The organism is Microvirga flavescens, assembly GCF_003290125.1.
Taxonomy (GTDB): domain Bacteria; phylum Pseudomonadota; class Alphaproteobacteria; order Rhizobiales; family Beijerinckiaceae; genus Microvirga; species Microvirga flavescens.
Window position 1 is genome coordinate 97,663 of the sequence record NZ_QMKH01000005.1, and the last position, 25,625, is coordinate 123,287.

Annotated in this window: 17 protein-coding genes; 7 read left to right on the forward strand and 10 right to left on the reverse strand. The window is 63.5% G+C overall.

Annotated elements, in window-relative coordinates; all coding sequences use genetic code 11:
- Window positions 1-18 precede the first annotated feature (18 nt).
- From DQW91_RS11330 to DQW91_RS11355, 6 genes are all read right to left on the reverse strand, one after another.
- Window positions 19-2,136 carry an adenylate/guanylate cyclase domain-containing protein gene (locus DQW91_RS11330; protein ID WP_112663753.1) on the reverse strand — a complete coding sequence of 706 codons (2,118 nt, stop codon included), beginning with the start codon at window positions 2,134-2,136 and terminating at the stop codon, window positions 19-21.
- 166 nt (window positions 2,137-2,302) lie between these two features.
- Entirely contained in the window at window positions 2,303-3,079 is a 777-nt protein-coding gene (locus DQW91_RS11335; RefSeq protein WP_112663754.1) for an SDR family oxidoreductase, read from the reverse strand.
- A gap of 119 nt (window positions 3,080-3,198) precedes the next feature.
- On the reverse strand, window positions 3,199-5,292 hold the full coding sequence (gene pbpC, locus DQW91_RS11340; RefSeq protein ID WP_112663755.1) for a penicillin-binding protein 1C: 2,094 nt from the start codon (window positions 5,290-5,292) through the stop codon (window positions 3,199-3,201).
- On the reverse strand, window positions 5,292-10,535 hold the full coding sequence (locus tag DQW91_RS11345) for an alpha-2-macroglobulin family protein (protein WP_112663756.1): 5,244 nt from the start codon (window positions 10,533-10,535) through the stop codon (window positions 5,292-5,294). The genes pbpC and DQW91_RS11345 overlap by 1 nt, the downstream gene beginning before the upstream one ends.
- Window positions 10,536-10,623: 88 nt before the next feature.
- Window positions 10,624-11,565, reverse strand: a complete 942-nt coding sequence (locus tag DQW91_RS11350; protein WP_112663757.1) for a hypothetical protein — start codon at window positions 11,563-11,565, stop codon at window positions 10,624-10,626.
- A gap of 121 nt (window positions 11,566-11,686) precedes the next feature.
- Complete coding sequence (locus DQW91_RS11355) at window positions 11,687-13,441, reverse strand: chloride channel protein (protein WP_112663915.1); 1,755 nt, start codon at window positions 13,439-13,441, stop codon at window positions 11,687-11,689.
- Between the two features lie 161 nt (window positions 13,442-13,602).
- Here DQW91_RS11355 and DQW91_RS11360 point away from each other — a divergent pair, with 161 nt between their 5' ends.
- Window positions 13,603-15,009, forward strand: a complete 1,407-nt coding sequence (locus tag DQW91_RS11360; protein ID WP_112663758.1) for a peptidoglycan-binding protein — start codon at window positions 13,603-13,605, stop codon at window positions 15,007-15,009.
- On the opposite strand, the gene DQW91_RS11365 is transcribed toward DQW91_RS11360, so the two are convergent.
- The 3 genes from DQW91_RS11365 to DQW91_RS11375 all read right to left on the reverse strand — a co-directional run bounded on the left by DQW91_RS11365 (window position 15,006) and on the right by DQW91_RS11375 (window position 18,117).
- Window positions 15,006-16,814, reverse strand: coding sequence for an ABC transporter ATP-binding protein (locus DQW91_RS11365; protein WP_112663759.1), 1,809 nt, complete (start codon window positions 16,812-16,814; stop codon window positions 15,006-15,008). The two genes, DQW91_RS11360 and DQW91_RS11365, sit on opposite strands and share 4 nt — an antisense overlap.
- A 292-nt stretch (window positions 16,815-17,106) precedes the next feature.
- Window positions 17,107-17,649 (reverse strand): MOSC domain-containing protein, encoded by a 543-nt coding sequence (locus DQW91_RS11370; protein ID WP_112663760.1) that lies wholly within the window; start codon window positions 17,647-17,649, stop codon window positions 17,107-17,109.
- A 6-nt stretch (window positions 17,650-17,655) separates the two neighbouring features.
- On the reverse strand, window positions 17,656-18,117 hold the full coding sequence (locus DQW91_RS11375; RefSeq protein WP_112663761.1) for an NUDIX hydrolase: 462 nt from the start codon (window positions 18,115-18,117) through the stop codon (window positions 17,656-17,658).
- Between the two features lie 191 nt (window positions 18,118-18,308).
- Here DQW91_RS11375 and DQW91_RS11380 point away from each other — a divergent pair, with 191 nt between their 5' ends.
- From DQW91_RS11380 to DQW91_RS11400, 5 genes are all read left to right on the forward strand, one after another.
- Complete coding sequence (locus DQW91_RS11380; RefSeq protein WP_112663762.1) at window positions 18,309-19,103, forward strand: inositol monophosphatase family protein; 795 nt, start codon at window positions 18,309-18,311, stop codon at window positions 19,101-19,103.
- Between the two features lie 134 nt (window positions 19,104-19,237).
- Window positions 19,238-20,284 (forward strand): ABC transporter substrate-binding protein, encoded by a 1,047-nt coding sequence (locus DQW91_RS11385; protein WP_112663763.1) that lies wholly within the window; start codon window positions 19,238-19,240, stop codon window positions 20,282-20,284.
- 133 nt (window positions 20,285-20,417) lie between these two features.
- Entirely contained in the window at window positions 20,418-22,607 is a 2,190-nt protein-coding gene (locus tag DQW91_RS11390; RefSeq protein WP_112663764.1) for an ABC transporter permease, read from the forward strand.
- Between the two features lie 5 nt (window positions 22,608-22,612).
- Window positions 22,613-23,719: an ABC transporter ATP-binding protein gene (locus DQW91_RS11395; protein WP_112663916.1), complete on the forward strand. Its 1,107-nt coding sequence runs from the start codon at window positions 22,613-22,615 to the stop codon at window positions 23,717-23,719.
- 120 nt (window positions 23,720-23,839) lie between these two features.
- Window positions 23,840-24,502, forward strand: a complete 663-nt coding sequence (locus DQW91_RS11400; RefSeq protein WP_112663765.1) for an HAD family hydrolase — start codon at window positions 23,840-23,842, stop codon at window positions 24,500-24,502.
- 6 nt (window positions 24,503-24,508) lie between these two features.
- Here DQW91_RS11400 and DQW91_RS11405 read toward each other — a convergent pair whose 3' ends face one another.
- Entirely contained in the window at window positions 24,509-24,898 is a 390-nt protein-coding gene (locus tag DQW91_RS11405; protein ID WP_112663766.1) for a winged helix-turn-helix transcriptional regulator, read from the reverse strand.
- Window positions 24,899-25,001: 103 nt separating this feature from the next.
- Between DQW91_RS11405 and DQW91_RS11410 the strand changes: the two genes are divergently transcribed.
- Window positions 25,002-25,577: an NADPH-dependent FMN reductase gene (locus DQW91_RS11410; protein WP_112663917.1), complete on the forward strand. Its 576-nt coding sequence runs from the start codon at window positions 25,002-25,004 to the stop codon at window positions 25,575-25,577.
- The last annotated feature ends 48 nt before the right edge of the window (window positions 25,578-25,625 follow it).

The following is a 25,625-nucleotide window of genomic DNA, read 5'->3' on the forward strand; positions in this document are numbered from 1 at the left end:
GCGCCTTGCACACTCCCGTCAAGAGCGCTTTTCCTCTTCGCGCAGAGTGGCGCGGCACCGTTCCAGGTAAATCCTGAACAGAAGATCGTCGGGCGCGCTCTCGATCAGGGCATCGAGCTGCGCGGCGGCTTTCTCCAGATCGCCGGAATCGTAGCTCGCACACGCTGCCTCCCATGCCTTCAAGGTGCGCAGGCGTTCATCGGAAGGCTGAAGCTCCGGCTCGCCCTCATGCGCTACGCCGAGAAGCTCGAATACGGCCATCGCCTTGTGTGCGCCTTCCGGCACGACGTTGTCGACGAAGCGGAACACATAGTGTTCGCCCGCAGCGGCGCGCACCGTCTCGCTCACCAGGATGATGGTGCCGTATCGCTTGTTCAGCTTCTCCAGCCGGGACGCCATGTTCACCGTGTGACCGAGCGCCGTGTAGTTCACGCGGTCGACGGAACCGACATTACCGACGACCGCCTCTCCCGTATGAAGGCCGAAGCGCGTCCGCATGGGCAGGCTTCCTTCGGCGATGAACTGCTCGTTCAACCGGTCAAGCCTGCGGGCTGCGCGAAGCGCGCCGAGGCACCCGAGGGACACATGGTCCTCTCGTTCCTCAGGCGCGTTCCAGAACGCCATGATGCTGTCGCCGATGTATTTGTCGATGGTCGCGCCCGAGCGCAAAAGCTCACTGCCGACATCGCTGAAGTAGCGCGATGTCCGCATCATCACATCCTCGGGATCGAGCTCTTCCGCAAGCGTCGTAAACCCGGCGATGTCCGAGAACAGAACGGTGATCGGCTGGCGCTTGCCACCAAGTTCGGACGAGAACGTGCGCCCGATGATGCCCTGCACCAATGCGCGCGGGACATAGCGCATGAACGTGCTCAGCGCGAGTTCAAGCGTGTCGATGGCGCGCCTCAGTTGCTGAATTTCGAAGACGCGCGGCTGCGGCCTTGCGGGATGGCCGAACTCGAAACGCATGATCCGGCGAATGTCCTCCGCCGCGACCTGGAGCGGCCTTGAAAGCCGCCGCGCCGTGAGAACGACGACGAGAAGGGCAAGCGCGACGGAAGCCGCGCTGATGAGAAGAAGTTGCGAGCGCAGCTGCTCGGCGGGCCCCAGCAACGTTTCATAAGGAACGGCAAGACTGATGAAGAGATTGCCGAAACCATCGCCCACACGCTCCGTGCGGCCGAAGTAATTCTGGTCACCGACATCGAACGAAACGTTCTCTACACGCCCGCCGAGTCCCTGGAAATTGGCATACATGCTGCGCAGGAGCGGCGCATTAAGATCCGTGACCTTGAGCAGCCTCGCCTCTTTGTCGGCCTGCAGGATCTGCCGATAGGAATTACCGTGCGGGTGAGCGATCAACGTGCCCGTGTCGTCGAAGATCAACAACTCCAACTCGGGCGGAAAGCGGAGCCTTTCGAGATATTGATCGAGACTTGCCAGAGTCATGTCGATGCCGAACACCGCATCGTCCCTCTGCTCGGCCCGGTGCGCCATCGTAATGCCGGCTTCCGGCACACTGGCGAACCGGTAGGGTGGTGTCACGATTGATCCGTCGCTTGCCACGCTCGGCTCGTACCAGGGGCGCTGGCGCGGGTCGAATGTCGTGGGCTGGGGCGGAATGCGCTGCAATTCGTGCCCCGTTCTGTCGACCACGATCCAGCGCGCGATTGCTCCTGCTGGTTGTTGCTCGACGAGCTTATAGGCGTAGGCGGCGCCTGCTACGGGCTTTCCGATCTCGGGCGGAATGCCCCCTGAAAGGCTTTGCACCAAGACATGCGACCCATCCCCACGCCCGACGAAAAGACCCACCGCTGCGGGCAAGGACCTTTCGAGGTCGGTGAGAATGGTGAGAAGCCGCGGCGCCAGAGCGTCGAGAGGCTGGTTCGGATCGACGGTCAGCGAAATGGTGTCCAAAACCGAACCCGCGATGCGGAAGCCGCCGGAAACCTCTCCCCTGACATTGTCCACGATCCGGCGGAAGTCTTCCTCCGCATCCCGCAATGTCAGCTTCGTCAGCTGCGCATGGTTGAACCCGATCAGACTGCCGGAAATCGCAAGAACGATGACGGTGAAGACAATCGCAACGACAGCCTGCAGGCTCCAGAGCCGGCCCGAGCCGTCACTTTGCTTCACGACACACCCCCGTGCGGGCCATGGCGAAGAAAGGCGTTCTGCTCAAGGCAATCGGAGGCATCTCCAATATCCAAGCCGTTACATCGAAAAAGGGGCGCGAGGTCTGGCCACGCGCGCCCATCAATAACATGCCCGCAAGAGGCCGCAAAATTCCGGGCTCTCAGCCTCAGGTCGCCGAGATCTGCCCGCCATCGACCCGCAGGATCGAGCCCGTCATGAAGGAGGCCTTGTCGCTGGCGAGGAACACGGCGGCGGCGGCGAACTCGTCGATGTCACCATAGCGGCCCGCCGGAATGGCTGCGAGAGCCGCCGCCTGAACCTCGGCAATATCCCGTTTCGTGCGTTCCGCATTGGCGGCGTCGAGCTGCTTGAGCCTGTCCGTCGCGATGCGCCCCGGGGCGATGGCATTGACGGTCACGCCCGAGGACGCGACTTCCGACGCGAGGGTCTTGCCCCACCCGACGAGAGCGGGGCGGATGGCGTTGGAAATGGCAAGGTTCGGAATGGGCTGGATGACCCCGGATGAGATCACCGAAATGATGCGGCCGAACTTGCGCTCGATCATGCCGGGCAGGAGATGATCCGCCAAGCGCACGAGATTGACGAACATGGCCTCGAACGACGTGCGCCACTGCTCGGATGATACGCCTTGCGCCTTGCTGGGCGGCGGTCCGCCGCTGTTGAGAACGAGAATGTCGATTCCACCCAGCCCTGTCATCGCATCTGCTGCAAGCGCATCCACATCCGCCGATTTGCCGGTGTCGCAGGCATAGGCGAGCGCGTTGTGGCCAATCTTGTCGGCGGCGGCCTTCGAGCCCTCGAGCGTCCGACTGGCGACTGCCACGCGCGCGCCTTCTTCCGCCAGTCCGCGCGCAATGCCGAAGCCCAAGCCCTTGCTCGCGCCCAAGACGAGGGCGCGCCGTCCTTCCAGACCTGTTTTCATGCCAAAGGCTCCTTACTCGTTTCGCAATTCGCGCCGACATCCGTATCGACGTTCGTGGCGGGATACTATTTCGCACTTCATCGTCCAGGCAATAGAACCCCCACAGTATATGCGTCAGGCTATTCGATCCTCACCAGAACGCTATCCGTTGCGCCTCGGGCGTCGATGACGGAGAGTCTCAGAAAGCCGGCCCCTTCCGGCTGCCATGCGGCTTCACGGCGAAGAACGGCCATCACCACAGGTGCGCCATCGACCATCCAGGTCAGAGGCGGCACGCCGCCGGAGGCTTTCAACTGAAGCGCGTTTCGCTCTTCGCTCACTCGCGAGAGTCCAAGATCGACGCGCGAACCATCCAGTGGAAAGGCGATCTTGAGAGGCGCCTGAACCGTCGAGGCGATTGTCTTCGGCACGTCCTGACGCACATGGCGCAAGGGCGGTGGGAGGGCCGCAGTGGAGGCCTGAAGCGCGAAAGGCGGAACGGCGAGGGCTTCCGGCTCCTGCCCCAACCTACCATAGGCATCGAACAGAATGGGCGCGGCCACGAGACGCCCGACGAGTCCCGGCACGGCGCTGCCATCCGGGCGGCCGACCCACACGCCGATGGTGAAGTGTTTGTCGTACCCCACCGCCCAGGCATCGCGGTAGCCATAGGACGTGCCGGTCTTGAAGGCGAGGCGCCCGGCGAGCGCGTTCTCCGGTGGAGGTGCGCCGCGCAGGATATCGAAGATGTACCAGGCCGCGACAGGATCGGCGATGCGCCGCTCGGCGGCATCGGACGCGCGCTCACCTAAATTGCGCACGAGGGTCGGCATGGAGCCGCCCCGTGCAAGCCCCGCGTAAAGGCGCGTGAGATCGGTGAGCGTGATGCCAAGGCCGCCGAGGCCGATGGCAAGGCCGGGCGCGGCCTCCTTCGGCATCGCGATTGCCGTATCGGCCTCCCGCAGCCGCGCGAGAAGGCGAGCGGGCCCGACACCGTTGAGAAGTTCGACCGCCGGCAGGTTGAGGGAAAGCTGCAAGGCCTTGCGCGCCGTGACGGTGCCCTGAAAGGCGAGATCGAAATTCTCCGGCTGATACGCGCCATAACGCGAGGGCCTGTCGTCCACGAGCGTTTCGGGATGAGCAAGCCCGCTCTCGAAGGCCAGCGCGTAGATGAAAGGCTTGAGCGCCGACCCCGGCGAGCGCATGGCCTGCGTCATGTCGATGGCGCCCGCGCGCTCCCTGTTCATGGGATCGGGGCTGCCCACCTGCGCGCGCACTTCGCCGGTGGCGTTGTCGATGACGAGAATGGCGAGCGAGATCTTGGGACCGATGCGCTCGGCGCGCTCCCGCGCGAGTTGCTCAAGACTCGCCTGCAGCCGTCCATCGATGGCAAGGCGTTGAATGGTTTCGGAAGGGCGCCTCAAAGCCGCCTGCTCTGCCGCGTGGGCGGCCAGCATCGGAAAGGCATGACGAGCCTTGGGAACGCGCTCCGCCCTGGCGACTTCCGCCTCCGCGGCCGTAATCACGCCGCGCTCGCGGGCGCGCTCGAGCACGCGGTCGCGCGCTTTGCGCGCAGCTTCAGGAAAGCGGTCAGGGCGTCTCGTTTCCGGCGATTGCGGCAACGCGACGAGTAATGCCGCTTCGGCAAAGGTCAGGCGCTTCGGTTCACGGTCGAAATAGGAAAGGCTCGCCGCGCGAACGCCTTCGAGATTTCCGCCATAAGGGGCAAGCGTGAGGTAAAGACGCAGGATCTCATCTTTCGAGAAACGGCGCTCCAGCTGCACGGCGCGCACGGCCTGCCGCAGCTTCGCAGAAAGCGTGCGCTCCTCCCGCGGTTCGAGAAGGCGCGCCACCTGCATCGTCAGGGTCGATGCGCCGGACACTACTTGCCGATGGGTGACGAGTTGCGCCGCCGCGCGCAAAAAGGCCAGGGCATCGATGCCGGAATGATGCTCGAACCGGGCATCCTCATAAGCCTTGAGTATGGCGAGATAGCGCGGGTCCACATCGTCCGTCTCGATGGGCAAACGCCATCGCCCCTCGCCCGTCACGAAGGGCCGCAGGAGTTTTCCGCTGCGGTCGAGAACAACCGTCGAGCGCGTTTCGGTAAGAGTGACGTCCAGAGGTCCCAAACCATCGACGAAGCGCCACAGCGCGACAGCGGGAACAAGAACGGCGCATACGGCGAGGGCTGCGAGAACGCGGCGTCGCGCGCCTGTGCCGCGCGTGCCCATCACGGCCTTGCCGCCGTCACCTCGGCCTCGCCATAGGCGGTGCGGCCGTAGCGCTCAGGCCGATACATGTCTTCCACCTGCGCCGGTGGATGCACATAGCGCCCCGGCGAGACCGCGCGCACCATGTAGGCCACGGTGAAGAACGCCGGTTGGCTCGGCTCGCGGTCGTAAGCAGCTACGAAACGGTCGTCGCGGTATTCCGTGTGCGCGGGTTCCACATCCCGCTTGAGCCAGGAGAGGCCGGCGACACTGTCGCTGTCGACGAGTTTCGGGTTGTCGATCTCGAAGCCCGCGGGAAGGCGATCGACGAGAAGAACACGCGCCTGCCGCGCCTGCGCCTCCGTGACTTTCAGAACGACCACCATGCGCTCGTTCTGCTTCACTTGAGACGGCTGCATCTGCGTGCCATCGAGCTTGTAATAGCTGCGCTCGATCGTGTAGCCGCGCGACACCGCAGGCTCCGGTTCGATGGCATTGCCCGTGACGGTGATGACAGCTTGAACGGGTTCCTGCCCCGCATTGACGATGGTGACGGCGCCGCGCTGCAAGGCGGCATCGCGATAGGAGCGATAGAGCGCGCCCTTATGCGCCGCGCCATCCACGGTGAGCGCCATCGCATCGGCCTGCCGCGCAACGGCCTGCGCGGCGAGAACCAGCCACGCCTCTTCCTGCGTGCTCGTGCGGCGCGTTCCGCGCTCCGCATCGATGACCTGTGCCACCGGTTGAATGACGGCGGGCACGTTGTCCGTCTCGTAGGCCAGCGTGAGAAGGCCGGCGCCGTCACGCAGGCGAGAACCATAATCGGCGCGGAAATTGCCGGTATCGCGGTCGCCCTTCAGGCGATCCACGGCCGACGTAAAGATCTTCTGCGCGCGGCCTCGGTCGCCGAGAAGCGCCAGCGCGGCGGCGATCTGCCCGCGCGCCAGAGGCGATTTGAAGTCGTCGATCTTGGTGTCCGCGAGATAGCGCAAGTCGCCCATGACAGGACGCCCGTTACGGGCGAGCACATATGCCGCATAGGCAAGGCTCTCCGCGTTTTCTCCGATCTGCGTGGTGTTCGCGACGAAGTTGCGCAGCCGGTCGAGGGCGATGTTGAACGCAACCGGCGGCACGGCAAAGCCGCGCTCACGGGCGCGCGTCAGGAAGTCGGTCGCATAGGCATCGAGCCACATATCGTCACCGCCGACCGACCACAGGCCGAACGATCCGTTGGACGACTGACGCGCGAGGATTCTTTCGATGGCTCCGCGCACGCGCTCGTCGGCCTTGTCATCCAGCGAAAGGCTTTCCTCCTCCGCGAGCTTGTTGACATAAAGAAGCGGCAGAGCGCGGCTCACGGTCTGCTCCGTGCAGCCATACGGATAACGGTCGAGCGAGTGCAGCAGCCCCGGCACGTCGAGACTGGCGAGGGGCGAGACGGAAATGGACACCGCTCCGGTGCCATTGAGGATGTCGCTCACGAGATCGCTCGACAGGGAAAGGCTCGCACCCGGCTCTAGCGGGCGGATCGTGCGGCGCGCGAGAGCTCCGGTCCCCGGCTGAACCGCCACCTTGAAGCTCTGCGCCACTTCCAGATCAGGCCCTCGCAAGATCGCCTCGACCTGAGCGAGGCCCCCTCCTCCCGCCGTGACGGGAATTGCGATGCTGCCCTTCGCTTTCGCATCGAGCCTGATGGTGGAACGCAGCGCATCGGCAGGAACGACGATGGGGCCGCGGATATCGAGATCCACCGTGTAGTTTCCGGCGGGCCCCTCCACATTGTCGAGCTGCACGAAGAACCGCGAACGATCGCCGACGGAAAGGAAGCGCGGGAGCGTTCCCGTCAGCACGACCGGATCGCGGATGATGACATCGGCGGACGCGCTGCCGACGCGGTCCTTCGTCCAGGCCACCGCCATGACGCGCGCGGTGCCGTTGAAAGCCGGAATGTCGAATTCGATATTGGCGCTGCCATCGGCCTCCACCTTCACCACGCCGGAATAGCGCGCGAGGGGCTCCTGTGTCGGGGGAATGCCGTCGAGGGCTTTGGGCTCCATGTCGCCGCCGGAGCGGATTGCGCCGCGCGTGCCCTGCATGCCGTCGATGAGATAGGCATAAAGATCGCGGATCTCGGACGAGAGCTGTTTCTGCCCGAAGAAGTATGAGGCTGGGTTCGGCGCTTCGTAGCGGGTGAGGTTGAGAATGCCGACATCGACCGCCGCCACCGTGATGCGCGCTTCTTCGCCCGCTTTCAACCCCGCGACCTTCACCGGAAGTTTCAGCGTGCCGCGCGGCCTGATCTTGTCCGGCGCGTTGAGATTCACCTCGAGAGCACGCGCATCGCGATCAATCTCGAACCATGCGGTTCCGAGCGCGCGGCCCGGCATGCGCTTCGCCGCCTGATCGAGCGGGCGATGGGCAAGCGCGACGAGATAAGCGCCCGGACCCCATTCGGCGCGCACAGGAACGCTCACATCCGTTCCGGATGCCGCGACATCGACGACGCGGATATCATGAACCTTGTCGCTCACCACAGCCAATGTCGCCTTGCCGGCAAAGCGCGGGTTGAGCCGCACCTGCATGGTGTCGCCGGCGCGATAGCTCGCCTTGTCGAGCGTCATGTCGAGAAGATCCGGACGCGTCGCCGTTGCCGCGCCGGACCAGCCGACCGTGAAGGAAACGCTCGTCTGGGCGGTATCGCTCAACCCCGGCGCATTCACATCGAGCCGGTAGCTGCCCCAGTCCACCGGGGCGGAAATGCGCGACGGCGCGTCCGCTTTCACATCGAGCGTAGCGCTCGCCACGCGCCGTGTGTTTTTCACCGGCTCGTAGCTCCAGCGCCCGTCGGAATTGTACCATTGATAGCGCTGCTCGATCTTGACGAGGCTCCAGGTTACGCCTGCTTTCGCAAGCCGTTTCCCGTCAGGATCGGCAATGACCACATCGAAGGTCGCGTTCGCACCCTCGGCAAGATTGTCGAAGGTCTTGCGCACGCCGACGACCGGGCCTTTCGGCAGGATCGGCAATGTGACGCTGCGCTCCACCGCGCGCCCACCGGGTTCGGCAACGCGCAAGGTGATGCGCGCCGCCGTCGGACGTGGCGCGGCGACGTCCTGGATCGGGATCTGCAGGCTCGCACGGCCTTGCGCATCCGTCGTCGCGGGTTCTTCGATTTCGACGGAGGACGCCTCGATGCTCTCATCGTCGAGACCAATGGAAAAACCATCGAGCCCCTTGATGCCGCTGTTCTGCGCTTCGACAACGGCAACCTCGCCGGTGACATCGAGCCCCGAACCCGGCGCGCCATAGAGATAGCGTGCCGAAAGATCGATGGGCGCAGGCTGGCCGGGATGCAGTGCCTCGATCTTCGGCGTCAGGTTCACCTCCAGCCGTTCGGGCACATAATCTTCAACGAGGAAGCTCGCTTCGCCGACAGCGGAGCCCTTCGGGTCCGTATAGGCCGAAACCCGCCACGTGCCGCGCATGGAGCCGGGGAGGATCGGCAGCGAGAAGGCGCGCCCGCCAAGCCCCTGATCCTCCACCGAGACGCGACGATATTCGACGCCATCCGGGCGATGGAAGACAAGGGTGAGTGGCACGCCCGGCACGGCAACGCCCTTCGCATCGCGCAGCAGGGCCGTCAGCGCCACCGTCTCGCCCGTGCGATAGACACCGCGTTCCGTGTAAAGATAGGCATCGACGGCGCTCGTGATCTCGCGGCCTTTGACGCCGCGATCCGTCAAGTCGAACGCCGCCGAACCCAAATCGAGGAAGCCGTAATCCGCACTCGCCGTCGCAACGACAAGCCCCGGCGCGAGACCACCCTCGCCGCGCGCAAGGCCAGGATCGAACACCGCGACACCGCTCTTGTCGGTTTTCTTCGTCGCGAGAATTTCGTTGTTGCGCGCGACAAGGCGGATCTCGACATCGGCCAGCGGATCGGCACTGGCAAGCGAGCGCACGAAAACCTGCACGCCGCCGCGACCGGTAAAGGCCGTCAGGCCGAGATCGGACACGACGAACCATTGCGTGGAAACGCTGTCGTAATAGTTATCGTCGTAACCCAAAACCGTATCGCTTGCGGGGCCGGTGTAAGGCCGCGCTGTCATCACATAGACACCAGGCTCGAGCTTTCCGGCGGCTTCGAGAACAGGGAAGGCAGTGACCACATCGCGATTGAGATCGGATGCCGTGTCGAGCGTGCCGCTCCAGATCTTGAAGCCCTTCTCCGTAGCGATCTGGCGAGCGGAATAGCGCGAGAGCTGCGAGAGAAAGTCGTCGGAGCGGATCGTCGGCAGAAGGCTGCGATCGCCGATGCGGTAGACCTCGACATCCACCTTGGCGGTGTTCACGGAGACGACCGGAATGCCCTCCTGCCCCGTGCTGGGGAGCACATAATTGCGCCCGGTAAAGCGCGCCTGCGGTGAGCGGTCCCGCACGTAGATTTCGTAATCCGCCGCCTTGAGCAACGTTTCCCCGACCGCTGACGGAAGTCCCTGACGCAGAACGATGGAATAGCGCTCGCTGTGCTTGAGCCCATCGACGCAAAGCTGTCGATCCTCGGCGGAAACGGCGGTGCCGGAATTCGAGGACATCGTCACGAAGGGCGTGAAATCGACCTTGCCCGCCGCGAGCGGATCCGAGAACTGGAAGCACACGCGCGGCGCGGCGGCATCGGAATCCACCTTGAAGCCCGTGACACGGAAGCCGTGCTCGGCGCGCAGGGTTTCATAAGTGTCGCGAACGGCGGGATCGTCCTTGAGCTTGAGGCTCGCGGCATAGGCGTTGAGCGAAGGCCGCCACGCCTCCTGTGCGGCATAGACCTCTCCGAGCAGCGCCAGCGCCGCCGCCTCGTTGGCGGGCGTCGTCGCGCGCTGATAGGCGGCATAAGCGCCGGCGGTCATCATCTCCCGCAGCTTGTAGCGCTCGCTCCAATCCTTCGGCTCTATCGCCAGGGCCGCCTTGACGAAGCCAATCCAGTTTGCCCAATCGGAAGGGGTTGCACCGACGGCAGCCATGTAGGCCTTCATGGCGTTGCGTGCTTGACCTGCAGAGAGGTTCGCACTCCCTTCAGCCCGCAGCTGAGCAGCGCTGCGGCCCGCGATGGCCTGGGAATTCTCTGTCTTGAAGGCCTGCTCCAGGCGAACCACCTGGCTTGCCAGGTCCTCACGCACAAAGGCTTTCTGCGCCTGGGCTTGCGCGGACAGATCCGCTGAGAGGATCCCCAGAGCGAGAAGGGCCACACTCAAAAAATGACGGATCATCGGTCTCACCAAAACTGCGACAGTGGTCATCTCATCTATCACCGCACAGTCGGAGCACCAAGGCAACGGACCCTTTTGAGACCGCCCGCTATTTCGTAACGGGCCCCGTCTGTGGCTGTGCGTTCTTCAGGGGACGCAATCCCCATTCGAAGAATGGCGCATCGAGCTCCGCAATCTTACGGTTCATCTCGTCGACAACGGTCTTTACCTCGACACTCAAGGCACGGTCCTTGACGTCCCGCTCGGCGATGAGGGCACCCATGGCCTTGTTGACATTGACACCGCCACCGTAGGGGATCGCGTCCATGCGCTTCTTGATGTCGGCACAGACGACGCCGAACTTCGCATTGAGAGCCTTGATCGCCTCGCCAGCGTCGCGGATAAGCTTGTCCACGGGAGCGCTCACCGCCGGCGGAGAACCGGCGGGATAGGTGATTTTGTAGTATTTTCCGCTGGTCATCAGGGCGCTTCGCGCATCGTTCACGGCGGCAATTCCATTTACCTGGGACTTGCTGTCGAGGAAGATGGACGGAGTGCTCACATAGTCCTTCACGCCTTTGAGGCGGCAACCCTTCTCGGCCTGAAAGATCTCGCGCGTCACATCGGCAATCGTTATGCCGCGTGCAACGCCGAGTTTGATCGCCGCTTCACTGAAAGCCTCAAAGGGCTTGTCGATTTGTCGCTCGATATCCTCGCGAGCAGCTTGAGCTTTCTCATAGGCACCGTCGTCGCCATCATCGGCATCGTCCGCCTCCGCCGGCACTTGGCCCTGCGGGCCGCCGGCACCAGCCTTTGCGCGCGCCTGAACGGTCGCATTCACAATGGCCTTCACATCGGCTTCTGACGCGGTTGAGATGACCTCCTCGTACTGCTTCTTCACCATCGGCCACATGCCTCCAAAGGCCGTCTGCAATTGCTGCAGCGCTTCCTTCTGGTAAGGCTTGAGCTCCGCCGAGACGCCGTAGCCGGCGACTGCAAGCGCCATTGTCGTGCCAAGCATCAGCGCCCTGAAGGAAATCACTCGTTTCATTTTTCTCTCTTCCTTGCCTTTGCTTGCCATGCGGGACCATTAGCGATCCGATGGATTCATATTATCCAATATAACATATCACAATGAGTTGGAAACGAACCAGGACGGGAGCGTGCGGCCTTCACTCCTCCGCAGGTTCTTCGCCAAGAGCCCCGCGATGGGCCTTGTCGAGCTCCTCGCTGTAACGGCGCAACAGGTGGCTTTCCGTCAACAGGCCCACAACCTTGCGGCTGAGGCGATTATCGACAACCGCCAGCTCTTCGCTCTGCGTTTGGTCGAAGATGCTCGCGGCATGTTTCACGTTCATGGCCGGAAGCAGCATGTCGTCCTTGTAACGTAGGATGGAGGCGATGTTCGCTTTCGCATCCGCCTCCGGCGCGAAGGCCTCGGGCACCAGGACGATGCCCGCGTAACGCTCGGATTCATCGACAGCGACGACCCGCTGCGCGGAGCCGAGGGGATAACGCTTGCGGAATTCGGCAAGAGAGAGCGACACCGGAACGGTCTTCACGTCGCCGCGCATCATGCGGCCCACGGTGAGGGAGCGCAGCCACCCCACATCCTGTGCACTGCGGATGGTTTCTCCCCGCACATGCATGCGCCAGGTGGAGAAGGAATAGCCGAAGGTCTGGCGCACGAAGATGGCGGCCATGATCGAAGCGGTGAGCACAATGCCGCTGATGGTGAGATCGCCCGTCGCCTCAAGGGCAAGGAACGTCACGGTCAGCGGCCCGCCGACGATGCCGACCGCGAGCGAGGCCATGCCCACGACGGCGGACACGGTGAGGTCGACCGCGAGCGGCATGACCGGGTTCATCGCGATGGCGAAGATCTTGCCGAGCAGGACCCCCAGGAACAGGGAGGCGAAGAAGAGGCCGCCGCGAAAGCCCGAGCCGAGGGACAAGGCTGCCGCCACGACCTTCGCGCCGAACAGAAGACCGAGGGCCGCAAGCGTCGATCCGCCTTCGAGTTCCACATGCAACGCACCGTGCCCGGCGGAAAGCACCTGTGGCACGAACAGCGCGATTGCGCCCACGGCGAGACCACCGAGCGCGGGACGGATGACGGGCGGGCAGCGCGTTGTCGCAAAACCTCTCTCAACCAGCGTGACGAGACGCATGATGCCCACCGACATAATGCCGGCGACGAGGCCGAGAATGAGGAACGGAAAGTAGTCGGCAGCGGAAAGATTGGGGATCGGCGGCACCTCGATCATGTTCGGCGCGGTGCCGAGGAGGCGCGTGACGAGCATGGCGGCAAGCGCGGATGCCATCACCGGCGCGACGGTCGCGATGGAATAGACGCCGATGATCAGCTCGAAGCCGTAGAAAGCCCCCGTGAAGGGCGCATTGAAGGCTGCGGAAATCGCACCCGCCGCGCCGCAGCCGACAAGCACACGCACATCGTTGCGGCGCAGGTTGAGCAGGCGCGCCAGGCGGGAGGCGATGCCCGAGCCCATTTGCGTGTAGCCGGCTTCCATGCCGACCGACGCGCCGAACCCGTTGGAGAGAATCGTCTGACCGGCGACGATGAGGCTGTCGCTGAGCGAGAGCCTCCCGCCATGCAGCGCATTGGCTTCGATGGGGTCGACAAGATGGCTCGTGCGAAAGCGCGCGATGAGCCACGCGCTCAACCCCACGAGAAGCCCACCAACGGCAGGGATAAGCGCCTGTTCCCGGGTGATCTCGCCGATCGCGCTCAGGCGATCCATCAGCCCCACATCGTAGAGGATGCTGTGGAGGAGTTGCGTGAGAAAGCCCATCGCGCTGACCGCAAGGCCCGCCAACACCCCGATAAGTGCCGCAAGAACGACAAAGGCCGCCTCGCGCCGGCGAACGACGATCTGAAGGCGCGGAAGGCGGGGAAGGTGCGGCATGCGCATTGCGGACGCTGACCCGGATCGAGACATCGGATGATTGCCGGTGATGTGTCACGGGCTCTTGCGGGTGTCAAAGCCATTACAAGGCTTGTTGGGGCCGAAAAGTCCTGGCATCACGGCTTGGAGTTTGGGAGAGTGGCGAAAACCGGGAGAGCCCGATGAGCGCCATCAGCAAGCACACCCTTTCCGTTCCCCTCGCGATTGTGTCGGCCCTGTGCCTTTCAGGACCGTCCTCTCGCGCTTTAGCCCAAGGCGCCCCCCCTGCGACCCGCGCGGCCGCGGCCCCACTCATCGAGGCTGCTCGCGCAGCGTTCGAGGCCCTGCCGGAAGCCGACCGCAAGGCCATTCAGGAAGCGCTGATCTGGACCGGCGACTACAGCGGCGCGGCGGATGGAACCTTTGGCCGAGGCACCTTCGATGCTCTTGCGGTCTACCAGCAGCGTGGCAACACGGTTCCGAATGGAATCTTGACGCCATCGGCCCGAACTTCCCTGCTGGCGGCAGCGCAGCAGGCCCGCACGATTGCCGGGTTCTCCGTCATTGACGACCCGAAAAGCGGCGTGCGGATCGGTGTTCCCGCGCAAGTTCTTCCAAAGCAGGATGTGAACGCCAATGGCGGCAGCCGCTGGCAAAGCGCCGACGGCAAGATCACCCTCGACACCCGCATCGCGCCACCGGACCAGACCTTGCAATCGCTCTACGAGCGCAACCTCGCGATCCAGACGCCAGGCCGCGTCCTTAGCTACAAGGTGTTACGGCCCGACTTCTTCGTCATCGCCGGGGAAACCCCGACGGGGAAATTCTACACGCGCTACGCCGCCAGCCCCTCCGGCATCCGCGCGTTCTCCATCGGCTACGACAAGACGCTTGCACCGAAGGTGGATCGGCTCGTGGTCGCCATCGCGAATTCGTTCACGCCCTTCCCGATGACCTCCCCCGCAACCGCATCAAGCGCAACGCCTGCTCCCACGCCTACGGCACAAGGCAAGAGCGTGGCTGCGAACAACGGCAGCCTCATCGGCACCGGCATCGCGATCGGACCACGGCAGGTGCTCACCGCCGCGCCCCTCGCCTCCTGCAAGGATCCGCGCGCGGGAGGCCTCAAGCCGCAGCAGGTTGCCGGCAATGGTCCGTGGGTGCTGACCTTCGCCGAAAATCTCAAGGCCACACCGGCCAGTCTCTCTGCGGGGAGCACAATGGCGGGTGCTTCTCTCCTCGTCGTTTCCTTCGCTTCGGACAATGGACAGATCAGCCTGAACGCCACCCCGGCGAGCGCCCTGGACGAGGCCTCACTCGCGGCCCCCCTTCAACCAGGTGCGAGCGGTGCTCCGGTGCTCGATCCTTCCGGTTCACTCATCGGCCTCGTCGGCAATGTCTCCAGCGATGGGCGCAGGATCGCCGGCATCATGCCTGTCGCGCGCTACCCGATGCTTCTCCCCGCAAAATTTACCGATGTCGCGCCAACGCTTGCGGCGAAAGCGGCCGAGCCGGCGACGCAAAAGCGCGCCGCCGATCTCGCCGCGGGCATCGCCCCCGCGCTCGTTCCCATCCAATGCGCACCCTAGAGCACGGGCTCCGGCTCGTTCACCCGCGCGAATTCGAGGCCCTGATGATCGCATAGACGCCGATAGAGGCCGTCCTTGCGATAGAGGCTAGCGTGCGTTCCCTCCTCGACGATGCTGCCGTTATCGAAGACCAGGATGCGGTCGAGCGCACGCACGGTCGAGAGCCGATGCGCGATGACGATGGAGGTGCGGCCTTCCATCAGACGCTCCATCGCCTCCTGAATCAGCGTCTCGGATTCCGAGTCGAGCGCCGATGTCGCCTCGTCGAGAATGAGCACGGGTGCATCCGCCAGGAACGCGCGCGCAATCGCTACGCGCTGCCGCTCGCCGCCGGAGAGCTTGACGCCCCGCTCGCCCACCAGCGTCGCATAGCCCTTCGGCAGACGCATGATGAAGTCGTGCGCGTTGGCGAGTTCTGCCGCGCGCATGATCTCTGCCATCGACGCGCCGGGGCGGCCATAGGCAATGTTGTCGGCGAGCGTGCGATGGAACAGCACCGGCTCCTGTTGCACAATGGCGATCTGCGACCGCAGGGACGATTGCCGCGCCTCGGCGATGTTCTGCCCATCAATGAGAATGCGCCCGCCCGTCACATCGTAAAGACGCTGGATGAGCTTGACGAGCGTCGTCTTGCCGGAGCCCGAAGGACCGACGAGCCCCACGCGCTCGCCCGCTCGGACGGTAAGCGAAAGATCATCATAAAGCGCGCTTGTGTGCCCCGCGTAGTGGAAGCGCACGCGCTCGAACCTAATCTCGCCCTCACCGATGCGGATCGGTTGCGCATCGTGACGATCCGCAACGTCCACCGGCTCGCGATTCATCGCGACCAGTTCCTCCATGTCGTTCACGGAGCGGCGCATGTTGTTGATGTGCATGCCGACATCGCGCAGATACCCGTGAATGACGAAATAGGTCGTCAGCACATAGGTGAGATCGCCCGGCGTCGCGCGGCCATGCCACCAGAGCCACAGGGCCGTGCCGACAATCGCCGCGCGGATGAGAACGAGCGCAACGATCTGGAGCGTTCCATTTTGGGTGCCGCGCCGCCACAGGCGACGTGTGCGCCGCCGCCACCTGGTCAGGACATGCAGCAGGCGCTCATCTTCTCGCACCTCCGCGCCAAATGCCTTCACGACCGCGTTGCAGCTCATGGCGTCCGCGAGCGTTCCGCCGACCCGGGTGTCCCATGCGTTGGAAAGCCGCGCGGCTGGCGCAACGTAGAGCGTCGAGACCAGGGCGATCATGACGATGTAGACGACACTTCCCAACCCAACGACAAGCCCCATCACGGGCCAGTGCAGGCCAAGCAGAACCATCGAACCCGCCAGCACGACGAGGGACGGCAGAAGCGCGAGCAGGATCGTGTCGTGCAGGAGATCGAGCGCCCACATGCCGCGCGTGATCTTGCGCACGGTCGAGCCGGCAAAACTGTTGGCATGCCAATCGGTGGAGAACCGCTGCACCCGCGCGAAAGCTTCCTGAGCGACTTCGGCCATGACGCGCAAGGAGAGCTCGATGATGGTGTTGAACGCGATGTGGCGGACCGTCACCATGCCAAGGCCGAGTGCCGTCATCGCCGCGAAGGCGACAAGCGCCGCATGAAGAGCGGCTTCACGATCCGCTCCCCCATTCGCGATGGCGTCGACGAGTCGCCCAGCGAACAGCGGCATGAACACATCGGCCAGCGTCGATGCCATCATCGCGAGCGAAATGGTAGCGACATAGCCCGGATAACCGCGCCAATGCCGGAACATGAAAGCGAGAACGGCGCGGGTTGAATCCACGCCTTTTGTCTTGCGCGTCATAACGTGCACAAGGCGCGCCGGGCACGCCTCTCCTGAACTTGAGGGAGCGCGCAACCCGGCAAACATGCCGCCAATGGCGCCCGATGATTGATGAAATTAGAAAAGCCGTCTTTTAGGACAGGCGGGGCCTGAGGGCCTTCGCGGGTGAGTTCAAAACTAGCGTTTGAACATGCCGGGAGGCGCTGTGCGCAAGCGTGCGTATACCATGCAATCCTCCCTCTTCGCGTTAAAACCGGAGGAAGTCATACCTAATTCTTCGCGACCTTGCAACTACCAGCATCGGCAGCGCGCATCACACTCTCTCAAGCGCGCGGTGCGGCAGCGCGGGAAGCGTGACATGAATGGCATCGCCCGGCCTGACCTCGCCATCCGCGAGCACGATTCCCATCACGCCGGCCTTGCGGACAAGATTGCCTTGCGCGTCTCGGTCGAGCACCGCCGCCATCAAGCCCTTCTGGAAACGGTCAAGCTGGGCACACGGATTGCGAAGGCCCGTGATTTCGACAACGGCGTGATCGCCGAGATGCAAACGCGCGCCTCTCGGCAACGCAAGAAGGTCGATGCCGCGCGTCGTGACGTTCTCCCCCATCGCGCCCGCCGCCACTGCGAAACCAGCTCGTGCCAGCTCTTCGTGAAGCTCGGCATGGATGAGATGCACCTGCCGCAGGTTAGGCTGCGTCGGATCCTGCGCGACCCGCGAGCGATGTTTGACGGTCTCGCCGAGGTGAGCATCCCCCTCGACCCCGAGCCCTGCGATGAGACGAATCGAGATCTCGTTCGGTTTGCTGAAGGAATGGACCGGGCTGAGGCTCACCGCCGTGACGATCGCGCTCATGAGCACTTACGCGTCGGCAAGCAGCGCGGAGGTCACATGCGCCGGCAGGCTGCGAATGAGTTCGGCAAGGGCAGGCTCCAGCACCTGATGGGCGGCATCCTCCACATCGAACCATTGCTGGTCGCGCTGGCCCTTTTCGCGCCATGTCTTGAGCTGCTTCGAGACTTCGAGGGGATACACATCGACCCGGCACAGATCGAAATGATCGGCCCGCCGCTTCCAGTACTCGTAATATCCAAGCGGCTTGTGCTTGATCGAACCCTTGACGCCCGCCTCCTCCACAGCCTCCTGCGCCGCGGCCTTGTAAGGCTTCTTGCCCTTGATCGGCCAACCCTTCGGAATGAGCCAGCGCTTTGTCTCCCGCGACGTCACAAGCAGCACCTCGACCCTGCCGTCCGTTACGCGAAACGGTAGCGCCGCCACTTGCGGGATCTCGCTCTTGGGGGCTGTCTTTTGAGCTTTGGGCATTCTGTGGGTTGAGGAATATTGCTGAGGTTGGGAAAAACGGCTTAGTAAAGCCGGCTAACCAAAGAATCAGATTATTGGCGCCTTGAAAACCTCTTCTTTGCAGCGGTTCAGGTCAGCCACCTAATCTACGTGGGAAATGTGACTGTTTGACAACGACTTAACGCTTTCTCACGTCAAACAAGGGGGAGGATATGGCGGTGGATGGACTGGAATTGAGATTTGCGGCGGCTGCGGCGATCGCCCGCGAGGCGGGCGTGCTGGCCCGGCGGCGCTTTCTGGAGCGGCCACGCTCGCAACGCCCCGACTTCAAAGGGCATCAAGACTTTCTGACAGCCACCGATGCGGAAGTAGAGAACCTGATTCGTCGCCGCATCGCGGAAACTGTCCCGGAAGATTCTTTCTTCGGCGAGGAGGGCGGTGGAACCTTCGGACGCGACGTGTGGGTGGTGGACCCCATCGACGGCACCGCGAATTTCGCAAGAGGCATCCCGCATTTCGCGATCTCCATCGCGTTCGTTCGCGACAACCGCGTCGAGATCGGCGCGGTCTACAACGTCATGATGGATGAGCTCTATCTCGCCATGCGCGGACGGGGCGCGACGCTGAACGGGGAGGCGATCCGCGTCAGCGGGCTGTCCGAAATCCGTCAGGCGACGGTGGAAGCCGGCTGGTCGTCACGACTGCCGGTCGAGCCTTACATTACGCTCGTCGATCGCTTGAAGAACACCGGCGTCAATGTCCGCCGCGCGGGCTCGGGAACACTCGGCCTCGCCTATGTGGCCGACGGCAGGATCGACGCCTATTGCGAACTGCACATCAATTCCTGGGACGTCCTGGCGGGCCTTCTCATCATCGAGGAGGCCGGCGGCTGGACCAACAATTTCCTTGCCAAGGACGGATTGCGGAAGGGCAATCCCGTGCTCGCCTGCACGCCCGAACTCGCGCCCGCCATCTCGGCGGCAACGCAGATCGGGAAGGAGCCCTGACCTATTCACAGATCACGGGCGTGGCCTTTCATCCTAAAGGCGACGCTCAAAGCGCTTGACCTGCCGGGCTATTGCATAGAACTTAGCCGGCCAACAAGAATAACAATCTCAAAAGATCTATGGGAGGATCATTGATGAAACTTCGGAAGAAACTTGTCGCCGCGAGCATGTTCGCGGGTGCCGTCACCGCTCTCTCCTTCGCATCGGCGGGCGCGGCGCAGGCACAGGGCGCGCTCGTCATGTATTGCGGCGTGCAGGAAGAATGGTGCCGCGGCATGGTCAACGCCTTCGAGCGTGAGACAGGCATCAAGGTTTCGATGACCCGCAAGAGCGCGGGCGAAGTGTTTGCGCAGGTGAAGGCCGAAGCGGCCAATCCCCGCGCCGACATCTGGTGGGGCGGCACGGGCGATCCGCACATGCAGGCCGCCGAAGAAGGCCTGACCGTCGAGTACAAGTCGCCGAAGATGGGCGAGTTGCAGGATTGGGCGGTGCGCCAGTGGGAGCAGTCCAAGGGCCGCACGGTCGGCATCTATTCGGGCGCGCTGGGCTTCGGCTACAACACGGAACTCGTGAAGTCGAAGGGCATTCCGGAACCCAAGTGCTGGGCCGACCTTCTCAATGCCAAGCTGAAGGATGAGGTGCAGGTCGCCGATCCGAACTCCTCCGGCACGGCCTATACGCTGCTTGCAACCATCATTCAGTTGATGGGCGAGGAGAAGGGCTTCGATTATCTCAAGTCCCTGCACAAGAACATCAATCAATACACCAAGTCGGGCGCGGCTCCCGCCAAGGCCATGGCTTTGGGCGAGACCACCGTCGGCATCGCCTTCATGCACGACATCGTGACGATGGTCGTCGACAAGGCCCCGATCAAGGTTGTCGCGCCTTGCGAAGGCACCGGCTACGAGATCGGCTCCATGTCGATCATCAAGGGTGCGAAGAACCTCGAGAACGCGCAGAAGTTCTACGACTGGGCTCTCACGCCCGCCGCGCAGAAGATCGGCGCCGAGACGAAGTCCTATCAGGTGCCATCGAACAAGGCGACGCCGGTTCCGCCGGAAGCGCCGAAGCTCGCCGACATCAAGCTGATCAACTTCGATTTCGCGAAGTACGGCTCGTCCGAAGAGCGCAAGCGTCTTCTGTCCAAGTGGGACAACGAAGTGAAGAACCTGCCGAAGTAGGCTTTTCGCGACGCTTCTTTCCCGGCGGAGCGTGCCTTTCGCTCCGCCGGTTCAATTTTCAGAACATGCAAACGCCGGGACGCCGCGCCTTTCTTGATGGCGGCTATCGTCTCGGGTCTTCGTGAGTACGCATATGTCTCGGGCAACCCTTGGCTGGATCGTCCTCGGCTGGATCGGTTACGCGCTCCTGCCCTGGTACGGTTTCGATAATACGGCGACGCCAACGCTCTCCGACTATCTCGCCGGCCATTCCGGCCTTGTGCTCGGGCTGAAGGGAGCCTGGTGGCTCCTGCCTGTTCTCGCGCCTCTCCTGATCGCCCTGCGCCCCGTTGCCGGCGGCTCCGGCAAGACAGATGCCAACTGGATGATCGGAGCCGGCCTTCTGGGGCTCGCCCTTATTCTCCTCCAAGGTTTCACCATCGGGCTCAACGGCTGGACGCTCGACATCCTCAAGAGCCTCTTCGGCGCTCCGGGCCCGAAGCAGGGCGGCATGGGTTATGGCGCGACGCTGACCTCGACGGCGTTCCTGCTCGTTCTCTGCCACGGCTTTGCAGCGCGCGGCTGGTGCCGTGGCGATGCCTTCGTCACCTCGTCCATCGGCATCATCATCGCGCTCATCATCGTCTTCGTCTTCTTTCCGGTCTCGACGATTCTTGCGAGCGCCTTCGCCGACAACAGCGGCAACTTCGCGCCGCTCGAATTCTTCGCGAAGTTCATCGACCGTTCGGTCTGGGGGCTCGATTGCCTCACGGGCGACCTGCGCTGCGGCGTTGCGTGGAACACGCTTTTCCTCGGCCTGCTCGTCGCTTTCGGCACCACCCTTCTCGGTCTTGCCTTCGCACTCATCGCAACCCGCACGGGCTTCAAGTTCAAGGGCACCTTGCGCGTCATGAGCGTTCTGCCGATCATCACGCCGCCTTTCGTGATCGGCCTTGCGCTCATCCTGCTGTTCGGCCGCTCAGGCGCGATGTCGAGCCTTCTCTACGAATGGTTCGGCATTCCGCGCTCGCGCTGGATCTATGGGCTTCCCGGCGTCTTCATCGCGCAGTTGCTGGCCTTCACGCCCATCGCGTTCCTCGTTCTCATCGGCGTGGTGCAGGGCATCAGCCCGACGCTGGAGGAAGCTTCGCAAACCCTGCGCGCCAAGAGCTGGACGACCTTCGTCACCGTCACGCTGCCCCTGATGCGTCCCGGCCTCGCCAACGCCTTCCTCCTCGGCTTCGTGGAAAGCCTCGCCGATTTCGGCAACCCGCTGGTTCTCGGCGGCAATTATGAAGTTCTTTCCACCAAGATTTTCTTCGCCGTCGTGGGTGCGCAACAGGATCAGGGGCGCGCCGCCGTGCTCTCCATCGTCCTCCTCGCCTTCACCCTCGGCGCGTTCTGGCTGCAGCATGCGTGGCTCGGCAAGAAGGTTTATACGACCGTTACCGGCAAGGGCGATGCGGGCATTCCGTTGCCGCTGCCGCGCCGTGTCGCCTTCGCCTCCTACGCGACGGCGATTCCGTGGGCCATCTTCACGCTGTCGGTCTACGTCATCATCGCCATCGGCGGCTTCGTGCGCTCGATGGGCCGCGATTACACGCCAACGCTTGATCACTTCCTCACCGCATTCCGCGTTGAGCGCGCCGATTGGGGCTTCTACTTCTCCGGTTCGGCGTGGAACTCGTTCTTCGCCACGGTGAAGGTCGCGGCCTTCTCGGCTCCGTTGACGGCGGCCATCGGACTTCTCACCGCGTATCTGTTGACGCGCCAGCGCTTCTCCGGTCAACGCGCCTTCGAGTTCGGCACATTGCTCTCCTTCGCCATCCCCGGCACCGTCGTCGGTGTGTCCTACATCCTCGCCTTCAACGTCCCGCCGATCGAGATCACCGGAACGGGCTTCGTCCTCGTGATGTGCTTCGTGTTCCGCAACATGCCGGTGGGTGTACGCTCGGGCATCGCCACCTTGAGCCAGATCGACAAGAGCCTCGACGAAGCCTCGCTGACGCTCGGCGCGGGCTCGGCCACGACCATGCGCCGCGTGGTGCTGCCATTGTTGCGGCCTGCCATCGTCGCCTCGCTCGTCTATTCCTTCGTGCGAGCGATGACGGCGGTCAGCGCCGTGATCTTCCTCGTCACTGCCGAATACAACATGGCCACGACCTACATTGTCGGCCGCGTCGAAGCCGGCGAGTTCGGCCTCGCCATCGCCTATTCCACCGTGCTCATTCTCGTCATGCTGGTCGCCATTACAGGCATTCAGCTGGCCGTCGGCGAACGCCGTCTCGGCCGCCGCAGCGCAAGCACCAATTCAAACCCCATCGCCGTTCAAGCAGCGCCATGAACCAGATGTCATCTTCCTCCTCGCTCCTCCGTTCCTCCGCATCCAAGAAGCAGGCGGCCTCGGTCGAATTCCGCAACGTGACGAAGCGCTATGGCGACGTCACGGCGGTCGATTCCGTCAACTTCACCATCGAACCGGGAACGCTCGTCACGCTGCTCGGCCCCTCGGGCTGCGGCAAGACGACGACGCTGCGCATGATCGCCGGTCTTGAAATGGCGAGCGAAGGCCAGATCCTCATCGGCGACCGTGACGTCACACGGCTCTCCGCCGCGGACCGCGATGTCAGCATGGTGTTCCAGTCCTACGCGCTGTTTCCGCACATGTCGGTTCTGGAAAACGTCGCCTACGGCCCCTCCGTGCAGGGCGTGCCAAAGAAGCAGGCTGAAGCGATGGCCATCGAGAAGCTCGGCCTCGTCGGCCTTGCGGGCCTTGAGCGCCGCGCGCCGTCGGAACTCTCCGGTGGCCAGCAACAGCGCGTCGCCGTGGCGCGCGCACTCGTTCTCGAGCCGCAGGTTCTTTTGTTCGACGAGCCGCTCTCGAACCTCGACGCCAAGCTGCGCCGTCGCGTTCGCGAAGACATTCGTGAATTGCAGCAGAGCCTCAACCTCACCGTGGCCTACGTGACGCACGATCAGGAAGAGGCGCTCGCCGTTTCCGACCGCATCATCGTGATGTCCAACGCGCGCATCGCGCAGACGGGCACGCCGCGCGAACTCTACGAGGAACCCGCCGATCTGTTCGTGGCCGACTTCATCGGCGATGCCAACATCATCGAAGGCTCTCTTGTCGAAGTGAACGGCGCAGAGGCCACGGTGAAGATCGACACCCTGAACCTGCGCCTTCCTCATCGCGGCGTAAAGCCTGGCCCGGTGAAGCTCGCGGTTCGCCCGGACGCGATCGCTCTCGACGAGCAGGCCGCGCAAGGCCCCGCCATCGCCGGGCGCATCAAGAAGGCGTCCTATCTCGGCACGCAGATCGAATACGATGTCGAGACCGCCATCGGCAATCTGTTCGTGGTGCAATATGGCCGCAAGGAGCCGATCGAGACCGGAAAGTCCGTCTCCGTGTCGCTCTCGTCCCAGCGCGGCGTCGCCATTATCCCCGGGGCCTGACGCTCCGGCGAGTGCATGGCTGCTCTTCAACCCGTCGACGCGAACTTTGTTTGACGTCGGCGGGTTTTTCGTTTTTCAAGACCATCGGTTGAGTGCCGGTAACGGCGACGAGGCGAGACGATGCTCAAGGCCCTGATCTTCGATATGGACGGTACGCTGGTGCACAGCGATCCGGTTCACCTGCGCGCTTTTGCCGAGGTTCTCGCACCGGAAGGCGTTGCGGTGAACGATGAGATCTATCGCTCCAAGATCATCGGCAACACCAACCCCTCGATCTTCGCCTCGCTCCTGCCTCACCGCACAGTGGCGGAACATGAGGAATTCGCAGATCGCAAGGAGGCCGCTTTCCGCCGTCTCGCTTCCGATCTCGAGCCGCTGGACGGGCTGATCGATCTGCTCGATTGGGCAGAGCAGCGCGCAATCAAAGTCGCGCTCGTCACCAACGCTCCGCTTTTGAACGCCGAGCACATGCTCGATATGCTGGATGTCTCCCACCGGTTCGGCGTGAAAGTGACTATCGAGCAGGTGGTGCGCGGCAAGCCAGATCCCCTGCCCTATCTCACCGCGCTCGAGCGGCTCGGCCTTGCGCCCGAGCAGGCCATCGCCTTCGAGGACTCGCCCTCCGGCATGAGAGCCGCCAAGGGCGCGGGCCTCTTTTCCTTCGGCGTGCTCACAGGCCTGACCGCCGAGGAGATGAATGCAGTCGGCGCCGACCACACCATCCATACGTTCCGGGACAAGGCGCTTTGGGACGTTCTGGAGCGTCGCCTCGCCGCCATGTGATGCTCCTTACGCCGCGTCGGAAGCTGGCGAACTCTCACCTTCATCGAAACGACGGCGGGCCTCCAAAATCTCTTCCCGATTCTCGATGGCCCACTCCCCCAGCTCGCGCACAGTCTTGAGCAGGGAGCAACCCAGCCCTGTGAGAGCGTAATCCACACGGGGCGGAATGGTCGGGAAAACCGTCCTCGTGACGAGCCCGTCGCGCTCCAGTCCCCGCAGGGTCAGGGTCAGCATGCGCTGGGAAACGCCCTCGACCATGCGCCGCAACTCGTTGAAACGCTTGGGCCCGCCGCCAAGCCGCATCACGACCTGGACGGTCCACTTGTCGCCGACGCGCGAGAGGATTTCAGTCACGGTACGGCAGCGGTCGGGAACATGAATGTTACTGGGTGACAACAAAGTACCTCCTTGCGGTTCGCCCGGAAAGTTACCTAATGAGCCTCGGTTACAAAGCAGAACCTAGGACATAGGTTCCTCGCAGGCAAACTCAGGAGACATGATGTCGCTCAAGCTGCACACCATCATCGCCAGCACGCGCCCCGGCCGCATCGGCCCGGGCATCGCGAAATGGTTCAACGATTATGCCGGCGAGCACGGCAAGTTCGAGCCGGTGCTGGTGGATCTCGCCGATTTCAATCTGCCGATCCTCGATGAGCCCAACCACCCCCGCCTGCAGCAATACACCAAGGATCACACCAAGGCCTGGTCCGAGAGTGTGAAGGCGGCCGATGCTTTCGTGTTCGTGACGCCGGAGTACAACTACGGCCCGCCGCCCTCGCTCGTGAATGCGCTGAACTACCTGGTCCGCGAATGGGGTTACGCTCCTGCCGGCTTTGTCGGCTATGGCGGCATTTCGGGCGGTTTGCGTGCCGTGCAGGCCACCAAGTCCTTGGTCACCACCCTCAAGATGATGCCGATTCCGGAGGCGGTGCCGCTGCCGATGGTGTTCGGCCATCTCGATGAGGACAAGAGCTTCAAGGCGGAGGAGATTCACCGCACGTCAGCCAAGGTGATGCTCGACGAGCTCTACAAGTGGGCCGAGGTGCTCAAGCCCCTGCGCGCCGGCGCACGCTGAGGCGGCAGGCTAGACGCCTCGAACTTCTCACTCCCGCCCCTCAAGAGC

Bases quoted from the DNA above. Each gene is read 5' to 3' on its own strand.
- DQW91_RS11335 (WP_112663754.1), bottom strand. From the start codon at position 3,079: ATGAAAACAGGTCTGGAAGGACGGCGCGCCCTCGTCTTGGGCGCGAGC.
- pbpC (WP_112663755.1), bottom strand. From the start codon at position 5,292: ATGGGCACGCGCGGCACAGGCGCGCGACGCCGCGTTCTCGCAGCCCTC.
- DQW91_RS11345 (WP_112663756.1), bottom strand. From the start codon at position 10,535: ATGATCCGTCATTTTTTGAGTGTGGCCCTTCTCGCTCTGGGGATCCTC.
- DQW91_RS11350 (WP_112663757.1), bottom strand. From the start codon at position 11,565: ATGAAACGAGTGATTTCCTTCAGGGCGCTGATGCTTGGCACGACAATG.
- DQW91_RS11355 (WP_112663915.1), bottom strand. From the start codon at position 13,441: ATGCCGCACCTTCCCCGCCTTCCGCGCCTTCAGATCGTCGTTCGCCGG.
- DQW91_RS11360 (WP_112663758.1), top strand. From the start codon at position 13,603: ATGAGCGCCATCAGCAAGCACACCCTTTCCGTTCCCCTCGCGATTGTG.
- DQW91_RS11365 (WP_112663759.1), bottom strand. From the start codon at position 16,814: ATGACGCGCAAGACAAAAGGCGTGGATTCAACCCGCGCCGTTCTCGCT.
- DQW91_RS11370 (WP_112663760.1), bottom strand. From the start codon at position 17,649: ATGAGCGCGATCGTCACGGCGGTGAGCCTCAGCCCGGTCCATTCCTTC.
- DQW91_RS11375 (WP_112663761.1), bottom strand. From the start codon at position 18,117: ATGCCCAAAGCTCAAAAGACAGCCCCCAAGAGCGAGATCCCGCAAGTG.
- DQW91_RS11380 (WP_112663762.1), top strand. From the start codon at position 18,309: ATGGCGGTGGATGGACTGGAATTGAGATTTGCGGCGGCTGCGGCGATC.
- DQW91_RS11385 (WP_112663763.1), top strand. From the start codon at position 19,238: ATGAAACTTCGGAAGAAACTTGTCGCCGCGAGCATGTTCGCGGGTGCC.
- DQW91_RS11390 (WP_112663764.1), top strand. From the start codon at position 20,418: ATGTCTCGGGCAACCCTTGGCTGGATCGTCCTCGGCTGGATCGGTTAC.
- DQW91_RS11395 (WP_112663916.1), top strand. From the start codon at position 22,613: ATGTCATCTTCCTCCTCGCTCCTCCGTTCCTCCGCATCCAAGAAGCAG.
- DQW91_RS11400 (WP_112663765.1), top strand. From the start codon at position 23,840: ATGCTCAAGGCCCTGATCTTCGATATGGACGGTACGCTGGTGCACAGC.
- DQW91_RS11410 (WP_112663917.1), top strand. From the start codon at position 25,002: ATGTCGCTCAAGCTGCACACCATCATCGCCAGCACGCGCCCCGGCCGC.